Origin of the sequence: Sulfitobacter aestuariivivens (assembly GCF_014763045.1) — a bacterium.
GTDB classification, from domain to species: Bacteria; Pseudomonadota; Alphaproteobacteria; order Rhodobacterales; family Rhodobacteraceae; genus Sulfitobacter; species Sulfitobacter aestuariivivens.
Window position 1 is genome coordinate 1,603,194 of sequence record NZ_JACTAG010000001.1, and the last position, 22,091, is coordinate 1,625,284.

The window sequence follows — 22,091 nt, forward strand, 5'->3', positions numbered from 1 at the left end:
TTGCCCGTCCGCTCAGTTCATCGAGGCAAATACACAGCCATCGGTGATCAGTTGCGGCGGCGTCTTGCAAAGCCCCTTGGCCACCTGAAAGGCCGCCAGCACTTTGGGCACATAATCCCGTGTTTCGGCAAACGGCGGCACGCCCGCATGTTTGCGTACTGACCCTTCGCCCGCATTATATCCCGCCAGAACAAGGATCGGATCGCGATCAAACTCCTCCATCAGCCAGTTGAGGTATTTCACACCCCCGGTAATGTTCTGCGACGCTGCGAGGCTGTCGGCCACACCAAAGCGGGCGGCGGTATCGGGCATGAGCTGCATCAGACCCTGGGCCCCTGCCCGGCTGACTGCATCAGAGTTGCCGGAGGATTCGACAGTAATGACCGCCAGCACCAGCGCAGGTGACACCTGAGTGCCGATGGTGGACCGCAGAATGTCGATCCCGTTGGCCTGAGCGATCTCCTGCATTTGCTGCAATCGGGGCGCGGGCACCTTGCGCGTTGCCGCAGCAAGGGCTGTCATCGCCACGTCAAGCCGGCCCGGGCCGGAGCTTGCCGCTTCTGGTGATACCTTGTCCCAGAACCATTGATATCTGCCCGCTGGTGTCGCCACCGGTGGAGCAGCCGGCGCTGAAGATGCCGCCACGACGGGCTGCACGGTGGGATCGATCTGCACGGTAATCCGCTTGGCCCCGCCAGAGCTCGGCGGTTTGATCCGCTTGGCGCTGAACTCCGGAAAGGGTTTTGGCCCATCGGCACCGATCTGCCCCGCACCAAGGGTCAGCGCCAGAAGCGCCGTGAATAGAATACGAGTCATGCCTGCCTGCTTTTTTGCTTTTTCAGCTCGATTGCCGGCAAGTATTCCACAAAACCGGATTTCAAACCAGCAAATCACAAAGTTGAATCAGGCGATTTCGCCACATTTGGGGTGTTTTCGGCAATGCACACTAAGTCCAACCCATTTAACGTATCATTAAATTGTTTTATATCAGCGCCTTGGAAGAAAATTTCGCAAAAAATCGCCGAACTGCGCAAATGTCACATTCCACGTCAAATTCATGCCCCAATCACCCGTCTATATAGCCCCATACCAAGTCGAACTGGTGCCGGACTGAGAGAACGGCCCCAACAAAGTCGGCGGGGTTGAAACCTAAACTTATGATCCTTGGAGGGACATGACATGATGAACTTTATCAAGAACTTTCGCAAAGACGAAGACGGCGCAGTTACAGTTGACTGGGTTGTGCTGACAGCTGCTGTTTGTGGCCTGGCCGTTGCTGCCTACTCGTCCATCGAGACCGGCGCGACAAACCTGACCGCCGCTACTTCCACATTCCTGGCCACTCAGAACCCTTAATTTCTGAACGTGCCTAAGAATTACGGGGGCGCATTCTCCGCGCAGAATGCGCCCCCGTTTCCCGAAAAGACTGCCGCAAAGGGGTTTCCCATGCTTAAGCGACTCAACAACTTCATGCGCTCCGAAGAGGGTGCGGTCACGGTGGACTGGGTGGTTCTGACAGCGGCCGTTGCCGGGCTAGCGGTTGCTGCGATCACTTCGATCGAAGGTGCTACAGGTTCCGTCGGTGCGTCCGTGATGGGCTTCCTCAACGGGGTCACACCCGGTTAAACTATCCCTCGTCAGGTCCGCCTGACACGACCAACAGATCAGACCGGCCCCCGATTGGTGGCCGGCTTGTTCTTTTCTAAAGCCCCCTTCCCGATCGGTTGTGCTCAGAACGTGGGCAATACCCTCTTATCGCCCATCCTGTTGCTAAAAATAGCCACATTCGGGCCGTAGGACACACACAAGAGACAGGCGCCGGGCCTTTTCCGGCATTGAGAACTACGAGGTAGCAAACATGCGTATGGTATTTGGACTTGTTCTGTTGGTGGGCATCGCGCTTGCCGGTGGGGCTGTATATCTCGCAAAAGATCGCATTGCGCAGTACCAGGTGGCAAACGCGCAGGCCCAGGCGGCATTGGCGCAGGTTGTCCCGACAAAACCGGTTTTTGTCGCAACCGGCCCCTTGAAGTACGGTCAGCGGCTCAAGGAAGAAGACGTGCGAGTGGTGCAATGGCCCGTGAATGCCATTCCCGAGGGCGCATTTCTCAACCTCGATGCCGAAGCCCTGCTTCAAGCCGAGGCTGAGCTGCTGGAGATTGCGGAGCTGATTCCCGACTTCCTTCCCGAATTTGAAGACGACGCAGAAGAAGAAGCATATGAGATCGTCAGCCGCGATCCGCTTTTTCCCGACAATACAACCAAGCAGCGTGTTGTCTTGCGCACCATTGAAAAGGGCGAGGCCATCTTGACTGTTAAGGTGACCGAGCCGGGCGAAGACACCGGCCTGACATCCCGCCTCGAGCCTGGCAAACGTGCCTATGCGCTCAAAGTCGATGTGTCCTCAGGCGTCTCGGGCTTCCTGCGTCCTGGTGACCGGGTAGACGTTTACTGGACCGGCCGGGTCAATTTGGCAGGTGATGGCGACAAGGGTGAGGTCACCAAGCTGATCGAAGCCGGCGTCAAGCTGATTGCAATCGACCAAAGTGCAGGTCGCCAGCTGGACGAAGCTGTCATCGCGAGCACCGTCACCGTGTCAGCCACGCCGCAGCAGGTCGCCGCTTTGGCCCAGGCGCAGCAGACAGGCAAACTTTCCCTGTCACTCGTTGGCGCGGAAGACACCTCCATCGCCACGGCGATCGAGGTCGACCAACGGTCGCTCCTCGGTATCGCCACGGCTGAGATCAAGGCCGAAGTTGCCAAGGAACAGGTCTGCACGATCCGGACCCGTCGTGGTGCCGAAGTGGTCGAACTGCCCATTCCCTGCACGAATTAATCATGCAAACCAAAAGCTTGCTCAGGCGCCGCACCATGTGCGGCGCCTTTTGCATTTTTGCATGTTGCCATTTATCCACATAAACATCCGCGTCGAACGCCTTGATTCTTGCAAAAAATTCAAAACTGACGCAGAGTTATCCAAACGACGGGCAAAAAGACCCATTCCTGAGGCGTGATCAAAAAAGGCAGGTCACATGAAAATCGACAGATTTCTGAAAGCAGCCCTTCTCGGGCTGACCCTTACCGCCGTACCCTTGGCGATCACAACTCCTACGTCACTCAGCGCTGAAACGGTGCGCGTCGTCAAAAAGGGGACCAACGCAACCCTGAACGTGCCGATGAACCGCGCGGTGGTGGTTGAAAGCGACATCCCCTTCGCTGAACTCAGCATCGCCAACCCCGGGATCGCGGATATCTCCTCCCTCTCGGACCGCACGATCTACGTGCTAGGCAAATCACCGGGTTTGACTACGCTGACCTTGCTGGATGCAAGCGGGCAACTCATTACAAACGTCGATGTGCGGGTCGCAGCGGACGTGTCCGAGTTTAAGGAACGTCTGCGGCAGATCCTGCCGGGCGAAAAGATCGAAGTCCGCACGGCAAACGACGGCATTGTACTGTCGGGCATCGTATCCTCCACACAACGCCTGCAGCGCGCGCTTGATCTGGCTGAACGCTACGCGCCAGAGCGGGTTTCGAACCTGATGAGCGTCGGTGGCATTCAGCAAGTGATGATGAAAGTCCGCTTTGCCGAGATGCAGCGCAGCGTGTCCAAATCGCTCAGCTCATCGCTGTCGCTCAACGGCGCCCTTGGTGGTACCGGGATCAACGGCGGCTCCGGCTCAACAGTTGGATCAGGCGGGATCGCGAATTCTCTGGGGGGCAACGTGCCCGCCAACAACACCAACGCGGGCGCTGTTCTGTTTGGCTTTAACGCGGGCGACGTTCAGGTCGGTCTGCTGCTTGAAGCGCTTGAGCAAAAAGGCGTCGTGCGCTTCCTGGCGGAACCAAACCTCGTGGCCCTGTCGGGTCAAGAGGCCAAATTCCTTGCAGGCGGCGAATACCCGGTACCAGTGGCGCAGACGGGCGACAGAATTTCCGTTGAATTCAAGCCCTTCGGCGTCGAATTGGCCTTTATCCCCCGCGTGGTGGACAAAGACCTGATCAATCTTGAGCTCAAGGCTGCGGTATCGGCAATCGACCCCACAAACAGCCTGAACCTGGGCAACGGCATCGAAATTTCGGCCTTCTCGCGCCGCGAGACCTCATCGACCGTGGAACTGCGCGATGGTGAGAGCTTTGCCATCGCCGGCCTGCTGACGGATGACTTCACCGACAATTCCAGCCAACTTCCCTGGATCGGGGACGTGCCCGTGCTGGGTGCCCTCTTCCGCTCTTCCGCATATCAGCGCAGTCAGACGGAACTGGTGATCATCGTCACGGCACATCTTGTCACACCGACCCGAGGCGAGGCGCTTGCGCTGCCCACGGACCGGATCAGACCCCCGACCGAGAAAGACCTGTTCCTCTTTGGTCGCACCACCGCTGGCAGCCGCACCCCGCAAAAGGGCGCCGCCGGTGAGGTTGCGCAGCAGGACTTCAGCGGTTCCTATGGCTACGTACTGGATTGATCTGATGAAAAGCGTAATCGCCCGGAAAAACTCGATCATTGGCCTTGCTGCGGCAACCGCCACCCTGATGGGCTGCACCAGCCCTGACCCGGTCTACACCCAGTTCTACCGCGAAGCGGGCGTACTGGTCGATACCGGCAACTTTGGCAACGCCACACTCAACAACCGGTTGGTTATGACAGGCGAGCGGCAGTATACCTTTGATCTTGCTAACAGATTTGCCTCTGAAGTTGATTCAACCGTCAACTTCGCCTTCAACTCTTCGCAGCTGGACGCCAATGCACAGGCGATCCTGCGCCGTCAGGCTGACTGGATCCGCCAGTTCCCCGAAATCCGCTTCCGCGTCTATGGACACACCGACGCCGTTGGATCGAACCGCTACAATAAGGTATTGGGCAAGCGCCGCGCCAATGCTGTCGTTGCCTATCTCGCTACCCAGGGCATCAGCCGCAGCCGCCTCGAAGCGGTGGTTTCCTTTGGTGAAACCCAGCCACTGATTGTCACGCAGGGCCGCGAGCGCAAGAACCGCCGGACAGTTACAGAGGTCAGCGGGTTCGTGACGGGGCATCCTTCGGTGCTTGATGGCAAGTACGCACAGATCATCTACCGCGATTATGTCGCCAGCGCTGTGCCCCCGACCCAGCTGTCTGACTCGCTGAGCTCAGAAGCAGCCGACTGATCAATCACAGATTTCTAACCAGCGCCGCGCTCCGAAAAGGGCGCGGCGCTTTTGCATTTGTCGCAGTTGCGGCTCTGATCAATCAGCAACCGATGCGGGTGATCGTTTCAAGATACCCAACAATAGAAGCTTTTTAGCCCCAATCTCGCCAAACTTGGCTGCGAGAAATGATCCCGTAGGACAGTTGTGTCCGGGCAAATCGTCCGGGCCGGGTGCCTGCGAAGGGTACACCAAACGGCAAAACGCCACCGCCCCCTTTGCAAAAACCCGTTGTGAACAGAGGATTAAGGCAATGAGCAGCAGTATGCCGCAACCTGAGACAAACCCGATCGTCGCCTGCACGGTGAGCCGCGATGTGCAGAACTTCGATCTGTTGATCGAAGACATGGAATCCGCTCTGGGCGAAAGCTGGGGCGACCTGGGATTTGCCGACGCCCTTGCCTTCTTTGGCCAGCCCGAAGCGGAAGGGATGGAGTTCATCGCGCTTGCGATCGATGAGACCGACGAAGACAACCTTGTCCTTCTGGGTGAAATCATCACCAAGGCAAAAGCGCGCAACATCAAAGTCATCCTGATCGCCGAAGACGTCACACCCGCTTCGCTGCATTCCCTGCTGCGTCAGGGGGCCGATGAATTTGTCCCCTACCCGCTTCCCGAAGGTGAACTGGCGCAAGCCATCGAGCGCGTTCGCGCGGTCGAGGAAGTCGTGGACGAAGAAGTCGTCAAACCTCAGCTCAAGGCCGGAACCCGCAAAGATGGTGCGTTGATCGTGGTGCACGGTCTGGCCGGCGGCGTCGGGGCCACCACCATGGCAGTCAACCTCGCGTGGGAATTGGCCAATGCCGACAAAGACACGCCGCCCTCAGTCTGTCTGCTGGATCTTGATCTTCAATTTGGCTCAATTGCCACGTTCCTTGATCTGCCGCGCCGCGAAGCGGTCTATGAAATGCTGTCAGACACCGAGAACATGGATGAGGAAATCTTTGGCCAGTCCATGCTGACCTTCGAGGAAAAGTTGCAGGTCCTCACCGCCCCCACAGATATGTTGCCGCTTGATCTGGTGACCTCTGAGGATGTGGGGCGCATTCTGGAAATGGCGCGTAACCAGTTCGACTATGTGATCGTCGACATGCCTTCGACCCTGGTGCAATGGTCCGAGACCGTCCTGACAGAGGCGCATGTCTACTTTGCCCTGCTTGAGCTCGACATGCGGTGTGCGCAAAACACCCTGCGGTTCAAGCGCGCATTGCAATCCGAGGAGCTGCCGGTCGAAAAGCTGCGCTTCGTGATGAACCGCGGTCCGAAGTTTACAGATCTCAGCGCCAAGAGCCGCGTGAAACGCATGGCCGAAAGCCTGAGCATTTCCATCGACGTCAGCCTGCCCGACGGGGGCAAGCCGATCACCCAGGCCAACGATCACGGGCTGCCGCTTGCCAATTCAGCGCCCAAAAGCCCGTTGCGCCGCGAAATCGCCAAACTGGCGGCCTCCATCCATGATCTCAAAAGGGACGAAGCCCGCGCGGCCTGACCCCATATCTGAAAGAAACATCGATGTTTTCCAAGTACAAGAAATCCGGCGCCGCCGCCCCTCAAGCATCAGCTGACACAAAGACAAATGTCACGCCCATCAGCGAGGCACCGGTCAAGCCCACGACGTCGATGCGCAAAAAGGCACAGCCTGCGGCCGCAGTGCCCATGGACAAGGAGATGAAGCGCAAGGCGCGGATGTCCGAGATCAAGCTCGAACTGCACCGCGCACTTCTGGACAACCTGAACCTTGCCGCCCTTGAACACGCGACAGAGCAGGATCTGCGGCAGGAAATCAATTCGATCTCCTCTGAAATCCTGCAGGAAAAAGCCATCGTCCTGAACCGCGAAGACCGCATGCAGCTCAATTCCGAGCTTTATGACGAAGTCACCGGTCTGGGCCCGCTGGAAACCTTGCTCAAGGATGAAAGCGTCAACGATATTCTCGTCAACGGCCCCCAGCAGATCTTTGTGGAACGCTCGGGCAAGCTGGAACTGACGGACGTTACATTCAAAGATGAACGCCATCTGCTGCGGATCATCGACAAGATCGTGTCCGCGGTGGGTCGCCGTGTCGACGAAAGCAACCCATACGTTGACGCCCGACTCAAGGATGGCTCACGTTTCAACGCGATGGTCCCACCGGTTGCGGTCGATGGCTCCCTCGTGTCCATTCGTAAGTTCAAGAAGGACAAGCTGGGCATTGATGACCTGGTGGACTTTGGTGCCTTTACCGAAGAAATGGCCGCCTATCTTCAGGCTGCTGTCGCCACACGCCTTAACGTGATCGTCTCGGGCGGTACCGGTTCTGGTAAAACGACAACCCTCAACGCGCTGTCCAGCTTTATTGACAACGCTGAACGCATCCTGACCATCGAGGACACGGCGGAACTTCAACTGCAACAGACCCACGTGGGCCGGATGGAAAGCCGCCCGCCAAACGTCGAAGGCAAGGGCGAAGTATCGCCGCGCGATTGTTTGAAAAACGCCCTGCGGATGCGCCCGGACCGGATCATCGTCGGCGAGACGCGCGGCGAGGAAGTCATCGACATGCTGCAGGCTATGAACACTGGCCACGACGGGTCCATGACAACAATCCACGCCAACTCTGCTCGCGACGGCATCAGCCGTTTGGAGAACATGATCGCCATGGCCGGCATCGAAATGCCACTCAAGGCCGTGCGCAGCCAGATCTCAAGCGCTGTAAACCTGATCGTTCAGGCATCGCGCCTGCAGGATGGCTCGCGTCGCATGACCTCAATCACTGAGATTACCGGCATGGAAGGCGACGTGATCTCGATGCAGGAAATCTTCCGCTATCAGCGTGTTGGCCTGACCCCCGAAAACAAGATCATAGGTCATTTCACTGCCACAGGCGTGCGCAGCCACTTTGCGGAACGCTTCCGCATGTGGGGCTACGACTTGCCCGCATCGATCTACGAGCCCGTTGCTGCCCAGTAAGTCTAATCATGCGCCGGTGGCGCAATAAGGAACGCGAAAAATGAGTGCAGAACCAATCATCTATGGCCTGATCTTCATCGGCGTGCTGGTGCTGGTCGAAGGGCTTTATCTTGTGGCTTTTGGCAAATCCATCAGCCTCAACAGCCGTGTGAACCGTCGTCTTGAAATGCTTGAAAAAGGCACCCGTCGCGAAGAGGTGCTGGAAAAGCTGCGCAAGGAGATGGAACAGCACATGTCTGCCAAGACCATCCCGCTCTATTCGCTTCTCAGCGAAAAGGCGCAAAAGGCAGCGATCGCATTTTCACCCAAGCAACTCCTGCTGATCATGGTCGGCCTGTCGGCCGTGGCCTTTATGGGCCTGACCGTCGGCACCGAAACAGAACCGCCCGTGCGGATGCTGCTGTCGGTCGCGATCGGCGTGGGCGGCGTGTATTTCTGGGTCTCATCCAAGGCCAACAAGCGCATGGGTATGATCGAAGAACAATTGCCCGATGCGGTCGAACTGATGGTCCGGTCGCTGCGTGTGGGGCACCCCTTCTCCAATGCAATTTCCATCGTGTCCAAGGAAGTCAAAGATCCGCTTGCCTCTGAGTTCGGCGTGATTGCAGACGAATCCGCTTATGGCCGCGACGTCGGCGAGGCGCTCAAGGATATGGCCGAACGTCTGGACATGCAGGATTTGCGCTTTCTTGCGGTCGCTGTGACCATCCAGCAGCAATCAGGTGGTAACCTTGCCGAAATCCTGGCCGGTCTGGCCAAGGTAATCCGTGCCCGCTTCCGCCTCTTCCGGCGCGTCAAGGCGATCACTGCCGAAGCCAAATGGTCGGGCAAATTCCTGTCCGCCTTCCCGCTTCTGGCACTGATCGTGATCAACGTAAGCGATCCGCACTACTATGACGAAGTGCGCGACCACGCACTGTTCATCCCCGCCTGCTTTACCGTGGGTATCATGCTGACGGTGAACCTCATCGTGATGCGCAAACTGACAGACATCAAAGTATAAGGGACCAGATCGATGCAAATTCTGACCGATCTCGACAAGATGATCAGCGACATGCTGGGACCGATGGGTTTGATCATTATCGTAGGCGTGGTGGGACTGGCCCTTGTGGCCGTGACCATCGCCATGATGATGCGCCAGCCCGAAGATCCGCTGGCCAAACTCAAGCGCAGCAGCACAGCTCCGACCAGCAACGCGGACATCTCCAGCAAGCTGCGTCAGGCGGACCGCAACGAACAACTAAAGAAATTCGCAAAGTTCCTTGAACCCGAAGACGTCGCAGAGCTTTCTGCCAAGCAGCTGATGCTGCGCCAGGCCGGATATCAATCGCGCGACGCGGTGCGTATTTTCTACTTTGCACAGTTCGCACTGGGAATTCTCGGCCTGCTCGGCGGGATCATCTACGTCAATTTCCTTGGCGGCGGTGACGGGCTCAGCACAACCAAGACAATGATGTATACCATCGGGCCCGGTGGCATCGGATATTACCTGCCCAAATACTGGGTCACACGCCGGGTCGGCGAGCGCAAGCAAGAGATCGAGCGCGGCTTTCCCGACGCCCTCGATATGATGCTGGTCTGCGTTGAGGCCGGGCAGTCCCTCGATCAGTGTATCAACCGCGTCGGTCAGGAATTGCGTGCCTCCTACAAGGCGCTGGCCGATGAATTCGACGTCGTCGCCTACGAGATGAAGGCCGGTAAGGACAAGGTCACTGTTCTCAACGATATGGGCGAACGTTGCGGGGTGCAGGATGTATCGTCCTTTGTGACCGTCCTTGTTCAATCAGCCGCCTTTGGTACCTCGATTGCGGAGGCCCTGCGCGTCTATGCCGGCGAAATGCGCGACAAACGCGTGATGCGCGCCGAAGAGGCCGCAAACAAGTTGCCAACCAAGATGACCCTTGCCACAATGATGCTGACGGTTCCGCCGCTGTTGATCATTCTGGTGGGTCCATCGGTACATGGCATCACGCAGCTGGGACAGATGACACCGGCCGCTGGAAACTAAGGGCAGCACATATGAAGAGCGTGCTCATCGCTCTCACCGCAACCTTCGGATTGACCGCCTGTTCAACAGGCGGTTTTTCCGCGTCTGGCGATCAGGTCTATGCCCCCGGCGTCAATCAGCGCGCTCAGGCCGAAGACGGGATCGAAGTGGGCCACCGCCTGATGGCCGCAGGCCAATTCGAATTGGCGATCAAATCTTTCAACCGCGCCGCACTTGAGCGTGGGATTGATACTGAAATCCTGTCCGGTCTCGGCAGCGCCAATCTTGGCCTGGGCCGCCTGAACCAGGCAGAACAGCTCTTGCGCCGCGCCGTCAAAGAGGACGAAACCCAGCCCGAGGACTGGAACAATCTGGGCGTTGTGCTGATGGAACGCGGCAAAACCGGCGAAGCGGTACAGGTATTTCGCAGGGCCTATGCGCTTGATAATGGCGAAAGTGACGCAATTCGCGACAATCTTCGCTTGGCGCTCGCAAAATCGGAAAATTCTGCTACGCTCCCCCTTGACGACAATAATTATAAGCTGGTGCGGCGCGGGGCCGGGGATTACCTCATCCGTCCGACACTTTGACCGAGGCAGAGCAGTAAAAGGACGCAAAAAATGCGCCACCCCTACATTCTGGCCGCCTGCATTGCAGGCGTCGCAGTCGTTGCAGGCTGCGGTGAAAAGAACGCAAACGCCACTGTTGAGCGCGCCTTTGAGGACGTCAACGTCGTGGATGAAAACAATCTTTCAGACGTGATGCTGACCGTGGCAGACCCCAACGAGGCGGTCAGCTACTTTGAGCGCGCATCGGTTTCAGATCCTGACCGGATCGACCACCAGCGCGGCCTGGCGTCATCTCTCATTCGCGCCAAGCGGATTACCGAAGGCGTGATCGCCTGGGAAAAAGTGGTCGCCATGCCGGACGCCGCCCCTGACGACAGTGTTGAACTGGCCGATGCGCTGATCCGCTCAGGTGACTGGGCCCGGGCCGAAAAAGTGCTCGACGGTGTCTCGCCGACCCATGAAACCTTCAAGCGCTACCGTCTTGAGGCGCTTGTCGCCGACAGCAAGCAGGAATGGAAAAAAGCAGACAGCTTTTACCAGACCGCCGTTGGCCTGACCACGACACCCGGCTCGGTGATGAACAACTGGGGTTATTCCAAGCTGACCCGCGGCGATTACAAAGAGGCCGAGCGCCTGTTTTCCGACGCGGTCCGTCACGACGACAGCCTTTTCACCGCCAAGAACAACCTCGTTCTGGCCCGTTCGGCGCAAAAAGACTACACCCTGCCCGTCATCAACATGACCCAGCCTGAACGTGCACAGCTTTTGCACACCATGGCGCTGTCGGCGATCAAGCAGGGCGATGTCGAAACCGGCAAAGGTCTGCTGCGCGAAGCAATCGACACACATCCGCAGCATTTCGAGGCCGCGGTACGCTCATTGCGCGCGCTTGAAAATCAAAACGGCTGACGCACATGTCGATTACCGCCACATCCGCCATGTGGTTTCTGCCCTTCGTGGTGCCATTGTGCCTGTATGTCGCGTTTACCGACATGGCCCAGATGCGCATCACCAATCAGGCCGTAGCCGCACTGGTGATGATTTTTCTGGTTATCGGCATCTTCGTTTTGCCCTTTGAAACCTATCTGTGGCGCCTTCTGGGGTTGGTGATTGTTCTGGTGGTGGGCATCGTGCTGAACGTTGCCGGTCTTTTGGGTGCAGGGGATGCGAAATTCGCAGCCGCTGCTGCGCCTTACGTTGCACTAGGCGATGTGCGCCTGATGATTGCGCTTTTCATGACCGTCCTCTTGGCGGCCGCGGCAACCCATCGCGGGGTGAAATACACCCCCCTGCGCCGCTTGGCCCCACATTGGCAAAGCTGGGACACAGGCAAGAAGTTCCCGATGGGCCTTGCCCTGGGCGCGGCGCTGGCAATCTATTTGATCTTCGGAGCAATCTACGGTGCCTAATTCACGCCATTTTCAGCTTTTATAAGGCATCAACGAATATCCGCCCCCTCAGTGAAGGAGCACGCCCATGAATATGCAATCCACATCCGTGATGGCCCCGCCGCCGCCGCGCACGCTGGAAGATATGAAATTGCCCATCGTGATGATGCGCGACATCGTGTTGAAAACCATCTTCCGCAAAAACATCGATCTGGTCAGCGAACTGGCTCAGGCGATCTGCCTGCCGATCCCGGTGACACAGGAATTGGTGGATATGGGCCGTGATCAGCGCCTGATCGAAGCGACAGGCACGCTCAACGCCAATAATGGCAACGAAATGGGCTATCAGCTGACCGATGCGGGCAAGGCGCGTGCGCTCGACGCGTTGGCGCAGTCCGAATACTTTGGCGCCATGCCCGTCCCGCTGGACGTCTACCGCGAACAGGTCGAACGCCAGTCCATCCGCAACATTCAGGTTACGCGCGATCAATTGACCGGTGCGATGGGCCATCTGGTCCTGCCCAATGAACTGCTGGATCATCTAGGCCCGGCCGTTTCCGCCGGCAAATCGATCCTGATGTACGGCCCCCCGGGCAACGGCAAATCTTCCATCTCCAACGGCATCCGGGATTCACTGGGGGACAGGGTCTATGTCCCGCGTGCCATCGAATACGCCGGCCAGGTCATAACGGTCTATGATCCGATCGTGCATTCCAAGGCCGAAGAAGAGGTCCAGGACCCGAATTCGCTGCGCCGCGTCACCCGGTTCGACAGCCGCTATGTTTGCTGCGAACGCCCCACCGTCATCACGGGCGGTGAACTCAGCCTCGACATGCTTGATCTGGTGTACAACCCCACCGCGCGGACCTATCAGGCGCCGCTGCAGCTGAAATCAACCGGTGGCATCTTTATCGTGGACGACCTTGGCCGTCAGGCGGAACCCCCGCAGGCCCTGATCAACCGCTGGATCGTGCCACTGGAAGAGGGCAAGGATATCCTCGCGCTGCAATCGGGCGAAAAGTTCGAGGTGCCGTTCGACACGCTTGTTATCTTCTCCACCAACTTCCACCCCAACAAGATCTTTGACCAAGCGGCCCTGCGCCGGATCTTCTTCAAGATCAAGATTGACGGCCCAAATCAGGAAAACTTCCTCAAGATTTTCGCCATGGTCGCCCGCAAGCGCGGGATGGCACTGGATGAGGCATCGCTGGTGCATCTGTTGAAGGTGAAATACCCCACGATCGACAACCAATATGCGAACTATCAGCCAATCTTCCTCATCGATCAGATGATCGCGATCTGCGACTTTGAAGGCATCCCATACAAGATGGCACCGGACCTCATTGACCGGGCCTGGGCGAACATGTTCGTCAAGGAAGAAGAGATCATCAACTAAAGCATCATTCGGAAAACCTGATACATGTAGCACCACCTGACGCGCCCCAACCCATGAGTTCAGGCAGCGTTAAGCGATTGAGGATTTTCGATTTTTCATCAGAGCAATGTGCTCTTGGCAAAATGCCAGACCGCGCTTGTCCGCGGTACGCAACAGCGCCTTGCTGCAGGTCGGCTTGGAGCCCTTTGGGGACGTTAAAGTTGAGTACCCCAGCACGGAATCAAGGCCCGCTTGCGGGCCGCCGTGCCATCGCCTGTCCGCCCCACCGGGCAGGCGATTTGGTGGACCTTGGTACTTCATAAAATGGTCACACCAAGGTCGATGGATAAAGTGCCGGACAACTGCGGTTGGATCGCCTCCCCGCGGACAGGCGACGGCACGGCTTCGCACCAATGTCTGCTGCGTCCGCATAGCGCAGAATTAGCCACGATCAGCAGCGTTAAGGATGAAAGTAGACCACCGTATCGCGGCAGAGAGCCCTTGATTTGATCCCCCCGCACGGAATCAAGGGCTTCAGCCCGCCGTGCAGCGCCAGACCTTCCACCGGTCTGGCGCTTTGGCCAATTCAAGCGCAACGCAGATGAGTTAGAGCGTGCTTGGCCACCATTAAGGGGCAGTCGGCAATGGCAGGATGCGCCAGCCCAAGGTCCGTCACTGCACGGCTATTAGAGGGCACAGCTTCAACGGCAGAAACGTCCGCATCAGCGCTACAAGCAAACACCAGCCGACCCCATCACATCTGCGCGCAGGGTCTTTCAATCCCAGCAGTACGGCTTACATCCTTGGGCACCCGCCGAAAGGAGATCTGCCATGCTGACCCGTCGCACCCTGATCGCCACCACCTCTGCCAGCCTTCTGACCCTGCCCGCCCGCGCGGCTGGTCTGGCCCCCACGCCGACGATGCGCGGCGGAGCCAATAACTACCGCCCTGGCGCGCCCATCGTGGACCGTATTGGCGGCGGTGGCTTTCTGATGACGGGCACCGTGCGTCGTGCAGGCGACGGCGTGCCCTTGGAAAACATCCGCATCCAGATCTGGGCCCATACCACCGAAGGCCACGAACGCGACCAGCGCAGCCATGGGGCCACCCTGACCCGCGCGGACGGGACGTTTCAGATGGACATGCCGCAGATTGTCCCGGCTTTCGGTCAGGCGCACTGTCATCTGGCCCATGATGACGACGGCCCGTTCCAGACCGTCTTTCTGCGCCCCGTCATGTCCCGTTCATCCGACACCACGCTTCATGCCGATTTCGTGCTGCAACCTGTCTGATCACACTTTGCTCCGGTGATCCGCACGATACTCATTTGGGGGGCCCTGGTGCTGGCCTGCGCCCTTCCCATCGTGCTCGCCGCGCAAAGCCCGCTGCTGGCATGGCGGCAACCCATCTACATCGCCGCCGGATTTGCGGGGATCATCGCTATGGCCCTCTTGCTGGCACAGCCCCTGCTGGCCGCAGGGCACTTGCCCGGCCTCTATCCCCGCACCGCCCGCCGCATACACGCCTTGGTCGGCCTGACGCTGCTGCTACTGATCGCGGCGCATGTCGGCGGGCTTTGGATCACCAGCCCGCCCGATGTCGTCGATGCGCTGCTATTCCGCTCTCCCACGCCTTTCTCGATTTGGGGTGTGATCGCGATGTGGGCTGTCATGGTCACTGCCCTGTTGGCCCGGTTTCACCGCCGCGTGCCCCATTGGCCCATTGCCCACCGTGGTCTCGCCCTGATCATCGTTGCGGGCAGCATTTCACACGCCCTCCTGATCGAAGGCACGATGGAACCAATTTCCAAATTCGCGCTGTGCGCCCTCGCAGGCCTTGCCACGCTGAATGCCGTCCTGAACCGGCCGGGTCGGTAAAAATACCGACGTAATACCGACGTTGCACCGACGTCATACCGAAAGCATCTGTTTCCCCTTTGCCCCCGGCACTCTATCTATCAGACATGACCCCTCTGCCCCCCCGATTTGCCGAATGGTTTGCAACCAAAGGATGGCACATCCACCCGCACCAACAGCATATGCTGGATCGTTCCGACGACCCGGCCTTGCTGCTCATTGCGCCCACTGGCGGGGGCAAGACGCTGTCGGGGTTCCTTCCCTCGCTGGTTGATCTCGCAGACGGCCGGCACGAAGGGATGCACACGCTTTATATCTCGCCGCTCAAGGCGCTGGCCGCTGACATCAAGCGTAATCTCACGACACCTGTGGCCGACATGCACCTGCCGATCACCATCGAGGAACGCACCGGCGATACCTCTCAGTCGCGGCGCAAACGCCAGCGCGCCGATCCGCCGCATATCCTGCTGACCACCCCGGAAAGCCTCGCGTTATTAGTCAGTTACGAGGATGCCCCTCGCATGTTCAAAGGCCTGAAACGGGTGGTGATCGATGAGATCCACGCGCTGGCCGAAAGCAAGCGAGGCGATCAAATGATGCTGGGCCTCGCGCGTCTGCAAACCTTCTGTCCGGATCTCAAGCGTGTCGGTTTGTCAGCTACGGTCGAAGACCCCGCCGCCATTGCGCATTTCATGGCGCGCCACCCGGATCCTTGCGAGATCCTGATGGCCGATCCCGGCCCGGCCCCCGATATCCAGATGCTGACCACCGACGAGGCCCCGCCCTGGTCCGGCGGCGGTGCTGCCTATGCGATCCCTGCCGTGCTTGATCAGGTGCGCCAGCACAATACCACGCTGATCTTTCACAACACCCGCGCCCAGGCCGAGATTTTCTTTCATAATCTGTGGCTCGCCAATGATGACAGCCTGCCCATCGGCATCCACCACGGATCTCTCGACCGCCAACAACGCGAACGGGTGGAAGCGGCCATGGTCCGCGGCGACCTGCGGGCCATCGTCTGCACCGGCACACTGGATCTGGGGATTGACTGGGGCGACGTCGATCTGATCATCCAGATTGGGGCGCCCAAGAACGTCAAACGTCTGGTGCAGCGCATTGGCCGCGCCAACCACCGCTATAACGCCCCCTCCAAGGCCTTGTTGGTGCCCGCCAACCGTTTTGAAGTGGTCGAATGCGTCGCAGCGCTTGACGCGGTCCTCGCCGGAGAGCTTGACGGCGAACCGCGCGGCCCCGGCCCCCGCGACGTGCTATGCCAACACATCCTGATCACTGCCTGCGCCGGTCCGTTCGACGCCGATGCACTTTATGTTGAGTTCATGTCTGTGGGGGCCTACGCCGACCTCAGTCGCGCAGAATTTGATGCCTGCCTCGATTTCTGCGCCACGGGCGGCTATGCCCTGCGCGCCTACGACCGCTGGCAACGCCTGATCAAACGCGAGGACGGACATTGGCAGCTGCGCGACCCCCGCGCCGCACAGCGCATTCGCATGAACATCGGCACCATTCAGGACACCGACACGCTGAAAGTACGCATGCGCCGCAATCGAGGTGGCAAGCCGCTGGGCGAAATCGAAGAAGGCTTTGCCGCCTCGCTGACCCCCGGCGATACCTTCCTGATTGGCGGCCAGATCGTGCGCTACGAGGGTCTGCGCGAAATGACGGTCGAGGTCAGTCGCGATGCCGCCAAAAAGCCCAAGATCGCCACCTTTATGGGCACCAAATTCGCCACCTCCACGCAGCTATCCGATCGGGTGCAACGCATGTTCACCCAAGACAGCTGGCCCGGTTTGCCGGCCCACACCGCGGAATGGCTGCACCTGCAACGTGAGGTCAGCCAATTGCCCCAGCCGGGCAGATTACTGATCGAAAGCTTCCCCCACGACGGGCGCGAACAGACAGTCATCTACGGCTTTGCCGGGCGCAACGGTCAGCAGACGCTGGGCTTGCTGCTGACCAAACGGATGGAGGAAATGGGCCTGCATCCCATGGGCTTTGTCGCGACCGATTATGCCACCCTGATCTGGGGTCTGGATGCGGTGCGCGACCCTGGCCCGCTTTTTGATCTTGAGGCTTTGCAAAATGGCCTGGAAACCTGGCTCGCTGGGAATGCGGTGATGAAGCGGACGTTCCGCGCCTCAGCGACCATCGCGGGGCTCATTGAGCGCAATACGCCATCCGCGCGCAAATCAGGGCGGCAGGCCACTTTCAGCTCCGATATCCTTTATGACACCCTGCAGCGCTATGACCCCGACCACCTGATGCTGCAGATCACCCGCGAAGAGGCGATGCGGGGCCTTGTGGATTTCGGCCGCGTCGAACAGTTGATCGCCCGAATCGAAGGCCGGATCGATCACCGCAGGCTGACCCGGGTCACACCGCTTTCCGCACCGCTCTTTCTTGAGGCCGGCCGTATCCCGGTCAAGGGCGAGGCCGAAGAGCGCCTGCTGGCCGAAGAGGCTGCCCGCCTGATGGAGGCATCGGGCCTTGCACAGCTTGCGCCTCCCCCCGCGAACAAACCGCGCTGGCGGGTGGGCTACTGACCCCTTGCCAAATCTTCCCTTTTGAAACATGAACAAAGGATGAACGGATTTTCCTTCAATCTGCATGGGACAGCCCTTGTCGCACTCGGGTCCGGCGCGCTTTGGTGGCCGGAGCAGCAGCTTTTGTGCGTCAGCGATCTGCACCTTGGAAAGACAGAGCGTATTGCCCGGCGCGGCGGCGCGCAGTTGCCGCCATATGAAACCCAAGACACGCTCACACGGCTGGAACACGATCTGTCCGCGACCAAAGCGCGCAAGGTTATCAGCCTTGGCGACAGCTTTGACGATCTGGAAGCCGCGCGCGCGCTGCCTGAAACGGAACGGCGCTGGATAACGCGCCTGCAGGTCGATCGACAGTGGTATTGGGTCGAAGGCAACCATGACCCCGGCCCCGTTGACATGGGCGGACGTCATCTGCAGGAGCTCGCACTTGGCCGCCTGACGTTCCGCCATATCGCCCGACCAGGCGCGCGCGGTGAAGTGTCGGGGCATTACCATCCCAAGGCTTGTGTACGTGCACGTGGTCGCGCCATTTCGCGACCCGCTTTTCTCTACGACACGGACCGGTTGATCCTGCCTGCCTATGGCACATTCACCGGCGGGCTGCGCAGCCATGCCGACGTGCTCAGCAGATTGATGCAGCCTGGCACCCACGCCGTCCTCACCGGCGCCACACCCGTGGCCGTCCCTATGCCAAGATAGGATCGATCATCGTGCAACCGATTGACGTTAAACGTATTCACTCCAGTTTTGCCGCGCAAAGCATGATGGCAACCTTTGGTGCGGAACTGCTTGAGGTGTCCGAAGGGCATGTCCGGATCAAGGCCCCCATCTTACCCGTTGCGTTGCAACAACAGGGGTTCGGACACGCGGGCCTTACGTTTTCACTTGGTGATTCCGCCGCGGGCTATGCCGCGTTGACGATGCTGCCGCTGGACTTCGAGGTCGTCACCGCCGAAATCAAGATCAATTTGCTGGCACCGGCAAAAGGCGATCACCTGATCGCAACCGGCGAGGTTATCAAGCCCGGCAAACGGCTTTGTGTCGTTCGTTCAGAAGTTCGCGCAGTCAAGCAAGGCACCGAAACCCTGATCGCTGTCTTGCAAGGAACGATGGTCCCTGTTCCGGCCTAGGCTGTCAGCCCCTCAGGCTCTGGCAACCCATTGGCCCTGCTGCAGGCAGTGACGGTATTGGCCAGCAAACAGGCGATCGTCATCGGCCCAACGCCACCCGGTACTGGCGTGATGGCACCGGCACGTGCCGCACAGCTTTCAAAATGGACATCGCCAACCAGACGGGTTTTGCCTTCACCCTTGTCAGGCGCATCAATCCGGTTGATCCCCACATCAATCACCGTGGCCCCTTCCTTGATCCAGTCGCCGGGCACCATCTCGGGCCGACCAACGGCGGCTACAACGATATCGGCGCGGCGCACCACATCAGGCAAGTCCTTGGTTCGACTATGCGCAATTGTCACCGTGCAACTGTCGCCAAGCAACAACTGTGCCATCGGTTTGCCCACTATGTTCGAACGCCCGATCACCACCGCGTCCATGCCGGACAACGACCCATGATGATCACGCAGCATCATCAGACAGCCCAGTGGCGTACACGGCACCATCGATTTCTGCCCGGTGCCCAAGAGACCGACGTTTGAAATGTGAAACCCATCCACATCCTTTTCCGGCGCGATGGAATTGATCACCAGATCCTCGTCCAGATGCTTGGGCAGCGGCAATTGCACCAGAATACCATGAACGTCCGGGTCGGTGTTCAGCTTGTCGATCAACGCCAGCAGATCCGCCTCAGGGGTGTCCACATCCAGCTTGTGCTCAATTGAATTCATACCCACTTCGACGGTCATTTTGCCCTTCGAGCGTACATAAACCTGTGATGCGGGGTCCTCGCCAACCAGCACCACGGCCAGTCCGGGGGTGATGTCATTATCGGCTTTCAGGCGGGTGACATGCTCGGCCACCTGGCCACGCACGCGGGCGGCAAATTCCTTACCGTCGATGATGGTTGCTGTCATTTCTCTTCCTTTGTCTTGCGCTCAGCCGCAGCATTTGCGGCATGTCCAAATTTAATCCGATACCACCGCCAGATCGGTATCGTAGCGGCGAGCCCGGCCACAGGAAGCGCGAAAAGCAACAAGCTCCCACGGCTGCTTAGTCCTGCCTGCCAGAGGGTGACTGCCCAGAATAGACCAAGCGCAAACATTGCCCCTGAACACATCAAGACCGCGCAAAGGCAGACAGCCTCTGGGATGCGGTTTGGTCTGCTCATCAAACTCTCCCTCGCGTCCGGGGGTCAAAGGTGCCCCTCTTTCTGACCAAAAATAGACCCCGCCGGAGGCCTCCGGGAGGGTGGGCGGGGCGTCGGCGCAGCCGCGCGTCGCCCCGCCCTCTTACCTAAAACAGACCTTCAATCTGACCGTCGTCATTCAGTCGAATATTCTCAGCCGACGGCACACGCGGCAACCCTGGCATGGTCATGATCTCACCACAGATAACCACGACGAACCCGGCCCCCGCACTCAAGCGGACTTCGCGTACTGGCACCCCAAATCCCGTGGGCGCACCCCGGCGCTCAGGATCCGTGGTAAAGCTGTACTGCGTCTTGGCCATGCACACCGGCAGGTGACCATAGCCCTGCTCTTCCCAATCCTTCAGCTGGTTGCGGATCTTTTGATCGGCCAGTACCTCGTCCGCCCGGTAAATGCGCTTGGCAACGGTTTCGATCTTCTGAAACAGGGGCATCTCGTCGGGGTAGATCGATGCAAAATTTGCATGATCGCCATCGGCGATCTGGGCCACACGGGTCGCGAGATCGGCAGATCCTTCTGAACCAAGCTCCCAATGGCGCGACACGATGGCCTCCGCACCCTGCCCGGCTACATAGTCCTTCACGGCTTGCACTTCAGCATCTGTGTCATTGACGAAGTGGTTGATTGCGACAACCACCGGCACACCAAAGCTTTTCATGTTCTCGATATGACGGCCGAGGTTCGGACAGCCCTTCTGCACCGCATCGACATTCTCGTTCCCGAGATCCGCCTTTGCCACACCGCCGTTCATCTTCATCGCACGCACCGTGGCCACGACCACGATCACCGATGGCGCAAGACCCGCCTTGCGGCATTTGATGTTGAGGAACTTCTCGGCCCCCAGATCAGCGCCAAACCCGGCCTCAGTCACCACATAATCCGCCAGTTTGAGCGCAGTGGTCGTGGCAATGACGGAGTTACAGCCATGTGCGATATTCGCAAACGGGCCGCCGTGTACAAAGGCCGGATTGTTTTCCAGCGTCTGCACAAGGTTGGGCTGCATCGCATCCTTCAGCAGCACGGTCATCGCGCCATCAGCCTTGATGTCGCGCGCAAATACCGGCGACCGGTCGCGGCGGTATGCCACGATCATATCCCCAAGACGCTTTTGCAGGTCCTTGAGATCCCGCGCCAGACACAGGATCGCCATCACCTCAGAGGCCACGGTGATATCAAAACCACCCTCGCGGGGGAAACCATTGGCCACACCGCCCAGCGATACGTTGATCTGCCGCAGTGCGCGGTCGTTCATGTCGACCACGCGGCGCCACACCACGCGGCGCACGTCGATCTCGCATTCATTGCCCCAGTAGATATGGTTATCGATCATCGCGCTCAGTAGCGAATGCGCCGAGGTGATCGCATGAAAGTCCCCTGTGAAGTGCAGGTTCATCTCTTCCATTGGCACAACTTGCGCATAGCCACCGCCCGCAGCGCCACCTTTCATACCAAAATTTGGCCCAAGGGACGCCTCGCGAATACACACACAGGCATTCTTGCCGATCCGGTTCAGGCCGTCCCCAAGACCCACGGTGGTTGTTGTCTTGCCCTCACCCGCAGGCGTGGGGTTAATCGCGGTCACAAGGATCAGCTTGCCATCGTCGCGGTCCTGAACGGAGTTGATGAACGTCTGGCTCACTTTCGCCTTGTCATGACCGTAGGGCAGCAAGTCATCCGAGCTGATACCCAGCTTCTTGCCGATCTCCTGGATCGGACGTTTCTTCGCTTCGCGTGCGATTTCGATGTCGGTCTTGAAAGCCATGTCAGAATCCCCTGTTGCCCACCTTGGGTCGCTGCGCCTCTCTTAGCGCTTTGCCCGCTATCGCCGATAAGGCATTTCCGACTTATCGCGTCACCTTCGCGGCGATCACAAGGGTGTTCGTGAATTTTTT

General features: G+C 58.9%; 21 protein-coding genes. 18 read left to right on the forward strand and 3 right to left on the reverse strand.

All coding sequences use genetic code 11. The features are described from left to right. Window positions 1-12: 12 nt before the first annotated feature. Complete coding sequence (locus H9Q16_RS07890) at window positions 13-816, reverse strand: lytic transglycosylase domain-containing protein (protein ID WP_191074770.1); 804 nt, start codon at window positions 814-816, stop codon at window positions 13-15. A 363-nt stretch (window positions 817-1,179) separates the two neighbouring features. Between H9Q16_RS07890 and H9Q16_RS07895 the strand changes: the two genes are divergently transcribed. From H9Q16_RS07895 to H9Q16_RS07980, 18 genes are all read left to right on the forward strand, one after another. After that, on the forward strand, window positions 1,180-1,356 hold the full coding sequence (locus H9Q16_RS07895; protein ID WP_191074771.1) for a Flp family type IVb pilin: 177 nt from the start codon (window positions 1,180-1,182) through the stop codon (window positions 1,354-1,356). 90 nt (window positions 1,357-1,446) lie between these two features. Next, window positions 1,447-1,626, forward strand: coding sequence for a hypothetical protein (locus H9Q16_RS07900; protein WP_191074772.1), 180 nt, complete (start codon window positions 1,447-1,449; stop codon window positions 1,624-1,626). A gap of 232 nt (window positions 1,627-1,858) precedes the next feature. Continuing rightward, entirely contained in the window at window positions 1,859-2,836 is a 978-nt protein-coding gene (gene cpaB / locus H9Q16_RS07905) for a Flp pilus assembly protein CpaB (RefSeq protein WP_191074773.1), read from the forward strand. 196 nt (window positions 2,837-3,032) lie between these two features. Continuing rightward, entirely contained in the window at window positions 3,033-4,469 is a 1,437-nt protein-coding gene (locus H9Q16_RS07910) for a type II and III secretion system protein family protein (protein WP_191074774.1), read from the forward strand. A gap of 4 nt (window positions 4,470-4,473) precedes the next feature. Next, complete coding sequence (locus H9Q16_RS07915; RefSeq protein WP_191075202.1) at window positions 4,474-5,148, forward strand: OmpA family protein; 675 nt, start codon at window positions 4,474-4,476, stop codon at window positions 5,146-5,148. A gap of 292 nt (window positions 5,149-5,440) precedes the next feature. Beyond that, window positions 5,441-6,676, forward strand: a complete 1,236-nt coding sequence (locus tag H9Q16_RS07920; RefSeq protein ID WP_191074775.1) for a CpaE/TadZ family protein — start codon at window positions 5,441-5,443, stop codon at window positions 6,674-6,676. Window positions 6,677-6,699: 23 nt separating this feature from the next. Then, window positions 6,700-8,136, forward strand: a complete 1,437-nt coding sequence (locus tag H9Q16_RS07925; protein ID WP_191074776.1) for a TadA family conjugal transfer-associated ATPase — start codon at window positions 6,700-6,702, stop codon at window positions 8,134-8,136. A 40-nt stretch (window positions 8,137-8,176) separates the two neighbouring features. Further along, window positions 8,177-9,139 carry a type II secretion system F family protein gene (locus tag H9Q16_RS07930; RefSeq protein WP_191074777.1) on the forward strand — a complete coding sequence of 321 codons (963 nt, stop codon included), beginning with the start codon at window positions 8,177-8,179 and terminating at the stop codon, window positions 9,137-9,139. 12 nt (window positions 9,140-9,151) lie between these two features. Beyond that, on the forward strand, window positions 9,152-10,144 hold the full coding sequence (locus tag H9Q16_RS07935) for a type II secretion system F family protein (RefSeq protein ID WP_191074778.1): 993 nt from the start codon (window positions 9,152-9,154) through the stop codon (window positions 10,142-10,144). 11 nt (window positions 10,145-10,155) lie between these two features. Further along, window positions 10,156-10,713 carry a tetratricopeptide repeat protein gene (locus tag H9Q16_RS07940; protein WP_191074779.1) on the forward strand — a complete coding sequence of 186 codons (558 nt, stop codon included), beginning with the start codon at window positions 10,156-10,158 and terminating at the stop codon, window positions 10,711-10,713. A 30-nt stretch (window positions 10,714-10,743) separates the two neighbouring features. Continuing rightward, the gene (locus H9Q16_RS07945; RefSeq protein ID WP_191074780.1) at window positions 10,744-11,601 is read left to right on the forward strand and encodes a tetratricopeptide repeat protein; all 858 of its coding nucleotides are present in this window, start codon (window positions 10,744-10,746) and stop codon (window positions 11,599-11,601) included. A gap of 5 nt (window positions 11,602-11,606) precedes the next feature. Beyond that, window positions 11,607-12,101: a prepilin peptidase gene (locus tag H9Q16_RS07950; protein WP_191074781.1), complete on the forward strand. Its 495-nt coding sequence runs from the start codon at window positions 11,607-11,609 to the stop codon at window positions 12,099-12,101. 67 nt (window positions 12,102-12,168) lie between these two features. After that, window positions 12,169-13,476 (forward strand): ATPase, encoded by a 1,308-nt coding sequence (locus tag H9Q16_RS07955; RefSeq protein WP_191074782.1) that lies wholly within the window; start codon window positions 12,169-12,171, stop codon window positions 13,474-13,476. A gap of 810 nt (window positions 13,477-14,286) precedes the next feature. Then, window positions 14,287-14,748 carry a twin-arginine translocation pathway signal gene (locus tag H9Q16_RS07960; protein WP_191074783.1) on the forward strand — a complete coding sequence of 154 codons (462 nt, stop codon included), beginning with the start codon at window positions 14,287-14,289 and terminating at the stop codon, window positions 14,746-14,748. Window positions 14,749-14,763: 15 nt separating this feature from the next. Next, window positions 14,764-15,333, forward strand: a complete 570-nt coding sequence (locus H9Q16_RS07965; protein WP_343067804.1) for a ferric reductase — start codon at window positions 14,764-14,766, stop codon at window positions 15,331-15,333. 86 nt (window positions 15,334-15,419) lie between these two features. Then, a complete protein-coding gene (locus H9Q16_RS07970) occupies window positions 15,420-17,873 on the forward strand; it encodes a ligase-associated DNA damage response DEXH box helicase (protein WP_191074784.1) in 2,454 nt (817 codons plus the stop codon). A 39-nt stretch (window positions 17,874-17,912) separates the two neighbouring features. Further along, entirely contained in the window at window positions 17,913-18,575 is a 663-nt protein-coding gene (pdeM, locus tag H9Q16_RS07975) for a ligase-associated DNA damage response endonuclease PdeM (RefSeq protein WP_191074785.1), read from the forward strand. Window positions 18,576-18,637: 62 nt separating this feature from the next. Continuing rightward, a complete protein-coding gene (locus H9Q16_RS07980; RefSeq protein ID WP_216859383.1) occupies window positions 18,638-19,006 on the forward strand; it encodes a PaaI family thioesterase in 369 nt (122 codons plus the stop codon). Here the strand turns inward: H9Q16_RS07980 and folD are convergent. Beyond that, the gene (gene folD / locus H9Q16_RS07985; protein WP_191074787.1) at window positions 19,003-19,905 is read right to left on the reverse strand and encodes a bifunctional methylenetetrahydrofolate dehydrogenase/methenyltetrahydrofolate cyclohydrolase FolD; all 903 of its coding nucleotides are present in this window, start codon (window positions 19,903-19,905) and stop codon (window positions 19,003-19,005) included. The genes H9Q16_RS07980 and folD overlap by 4 nt on opposite strands. 379 nt (window positions 19,906-20,284) lie before the next feature. Further along, the gene (locus H9Q16_RS07990; RefSeq protein WP_191074788.1) at window positions 20,285-21,961 is read right to left on the reverse strand and encodes a formate--tetrahydrofolate ligase; all 1,677 of its coding nucleotides are present in this window, start codon (window positions 21,959-21,961) and stop codon (window positions 20,285-20,287) included. Window positions 21,962-22,091: the final 130 nt, after the last annotated feature.

Coding starts and splice junctions, on each gene's coding strand:
- H9Q16_RS07955 (WP_191074782.1), top strand. CDS start 12,169: ATGAATATGCAATCCACATCCGTGATGGCCCCGCCGCCGCCGCGCACG.
- H9Q16_RS07980 (WP_216859383.1), top strand. CDS start 18,638: ATGATGGCAACCTTTGGTGCGGAACTGCTTGAGGTGTCCGAAGGGCAT.
- H9Q16_RS07945 (WP_191074780.1), top strand. CDS start 10,744: ATGCGCCACCCCTACATTCTGGCCGCCTGCATTGCAGGCGTCGCAGTC.
- cpaB (WP_191074773.1), top strand. CDS start 1,859: ATGCGTATGGTATTTGGACTTGTTCTGTTGGTGGGCATCGCGCTTGCC.
- H9Q16_RS07935 (WP_191074778.1), top strand. CDS start 9,152: ATGCAAATTCTGACCGATCTCGACAAGATGATCAGCGACATGCTGGGA.
- H9Q16_RS07920 (WP_191074775.1), top strand. CDS start 5,441: ATGAGCAGCAGTATGCCGCAACCTGAGACAAACCCGATCGTCGCCTGC.
- H9Q16_RS07890 (WP_191074770.1), bottom strand. CDS start 816: ATGACTCGTATTCTATTCACGGCGCTTCTGGCGCTGACCCTTGGTGCG.
- H9Q16_RS07910 (WP_191074774.1), top strand. CDS start 3,033: ATGAAAATCGACAGATTTCTGAAAGCAGCCCTTCTCGGGCTGACCCTT.
- H9Q16_RS07930 (WP_191074777.1), top strand. CDS start 8,177: ATGAGTGCAGAACCAATCATCTATGGCCTGATCTTCATCGGCGTGCTG.
- H9Q16_RS07895 (WP_191074771.1), top strand. CDS start 1,180: ATGATGAACTTTATCAAGAACTTTCGCAAAGACGAAGACGGCGCAGTT.
- H9Q16_RS07915 (WP_191075202.1), top strand. CDS start 4,474: ATGAAAAGCGTAATCGCCCGGAAAAACTCGATCATTGGCCTTGCTGCG.
- H9Q16_RS07900 (WP_191074772.1), top strand. CDS start 1,447: ATGCTTAAGCGACTCAACAACTTCATGCGCTCCGAAGAGGGTGCGGTC.
- folD (WP_191074787.1), bottom strand. CDS start 19,905: ATGACAGCAACCATCATCGACGGTAAGGAATTTGCCGCCCGCGTGCGT.
- H9Q16_RS07960 (WP_191074783.1), top strand. CDS start 14,287: ATGCTGACCCGTCGCACCCTGATCGCCACCACCTCTGCCAGCCTTCTG.
- pdeM (WP_191074785.1), top strand. CDS start 17,913: ATGAACGGATTTTCCTTCAATCTGCATGGGACAGCCCTTGTCGCACTC.
- H9Q16_RS07970 (WP_191074784.1), top strand. CDS start 15,420: ATGACCCCTCTGCCCCCCCGATTTGCCGAATGGTTTGCAACCAAAGGA.
- H9Q16_RS07990 (WP_191074788.1), bottom strand. CDS start 21,961: ATGGCTTTCAAGACCGACATCGAAATCGCACGCGAAGCGAAGAAACGT.
- H9Q16_RS07950 (WP_191074781.1), top strand. CDS start 11,607: ATGTCGATTACCGCCACATCCGCCATGTGGTTTCTGCCCTTCGTGGTG.
- H9Q16_RS07925 (WP_191074776.1), top strand. CDS start 6,700: ATGTTTTCCAAGTACAAGAAATCCGGCGCCGCCGCCCCTCAAGCATCA.
- H9Q16_RS07940 (WP_191074779.1), top strand. CDS start 10,156: ATGAAGAGCGTGCTCATCGCTCTCACCGCAACCTTCGGATTGACCGCC.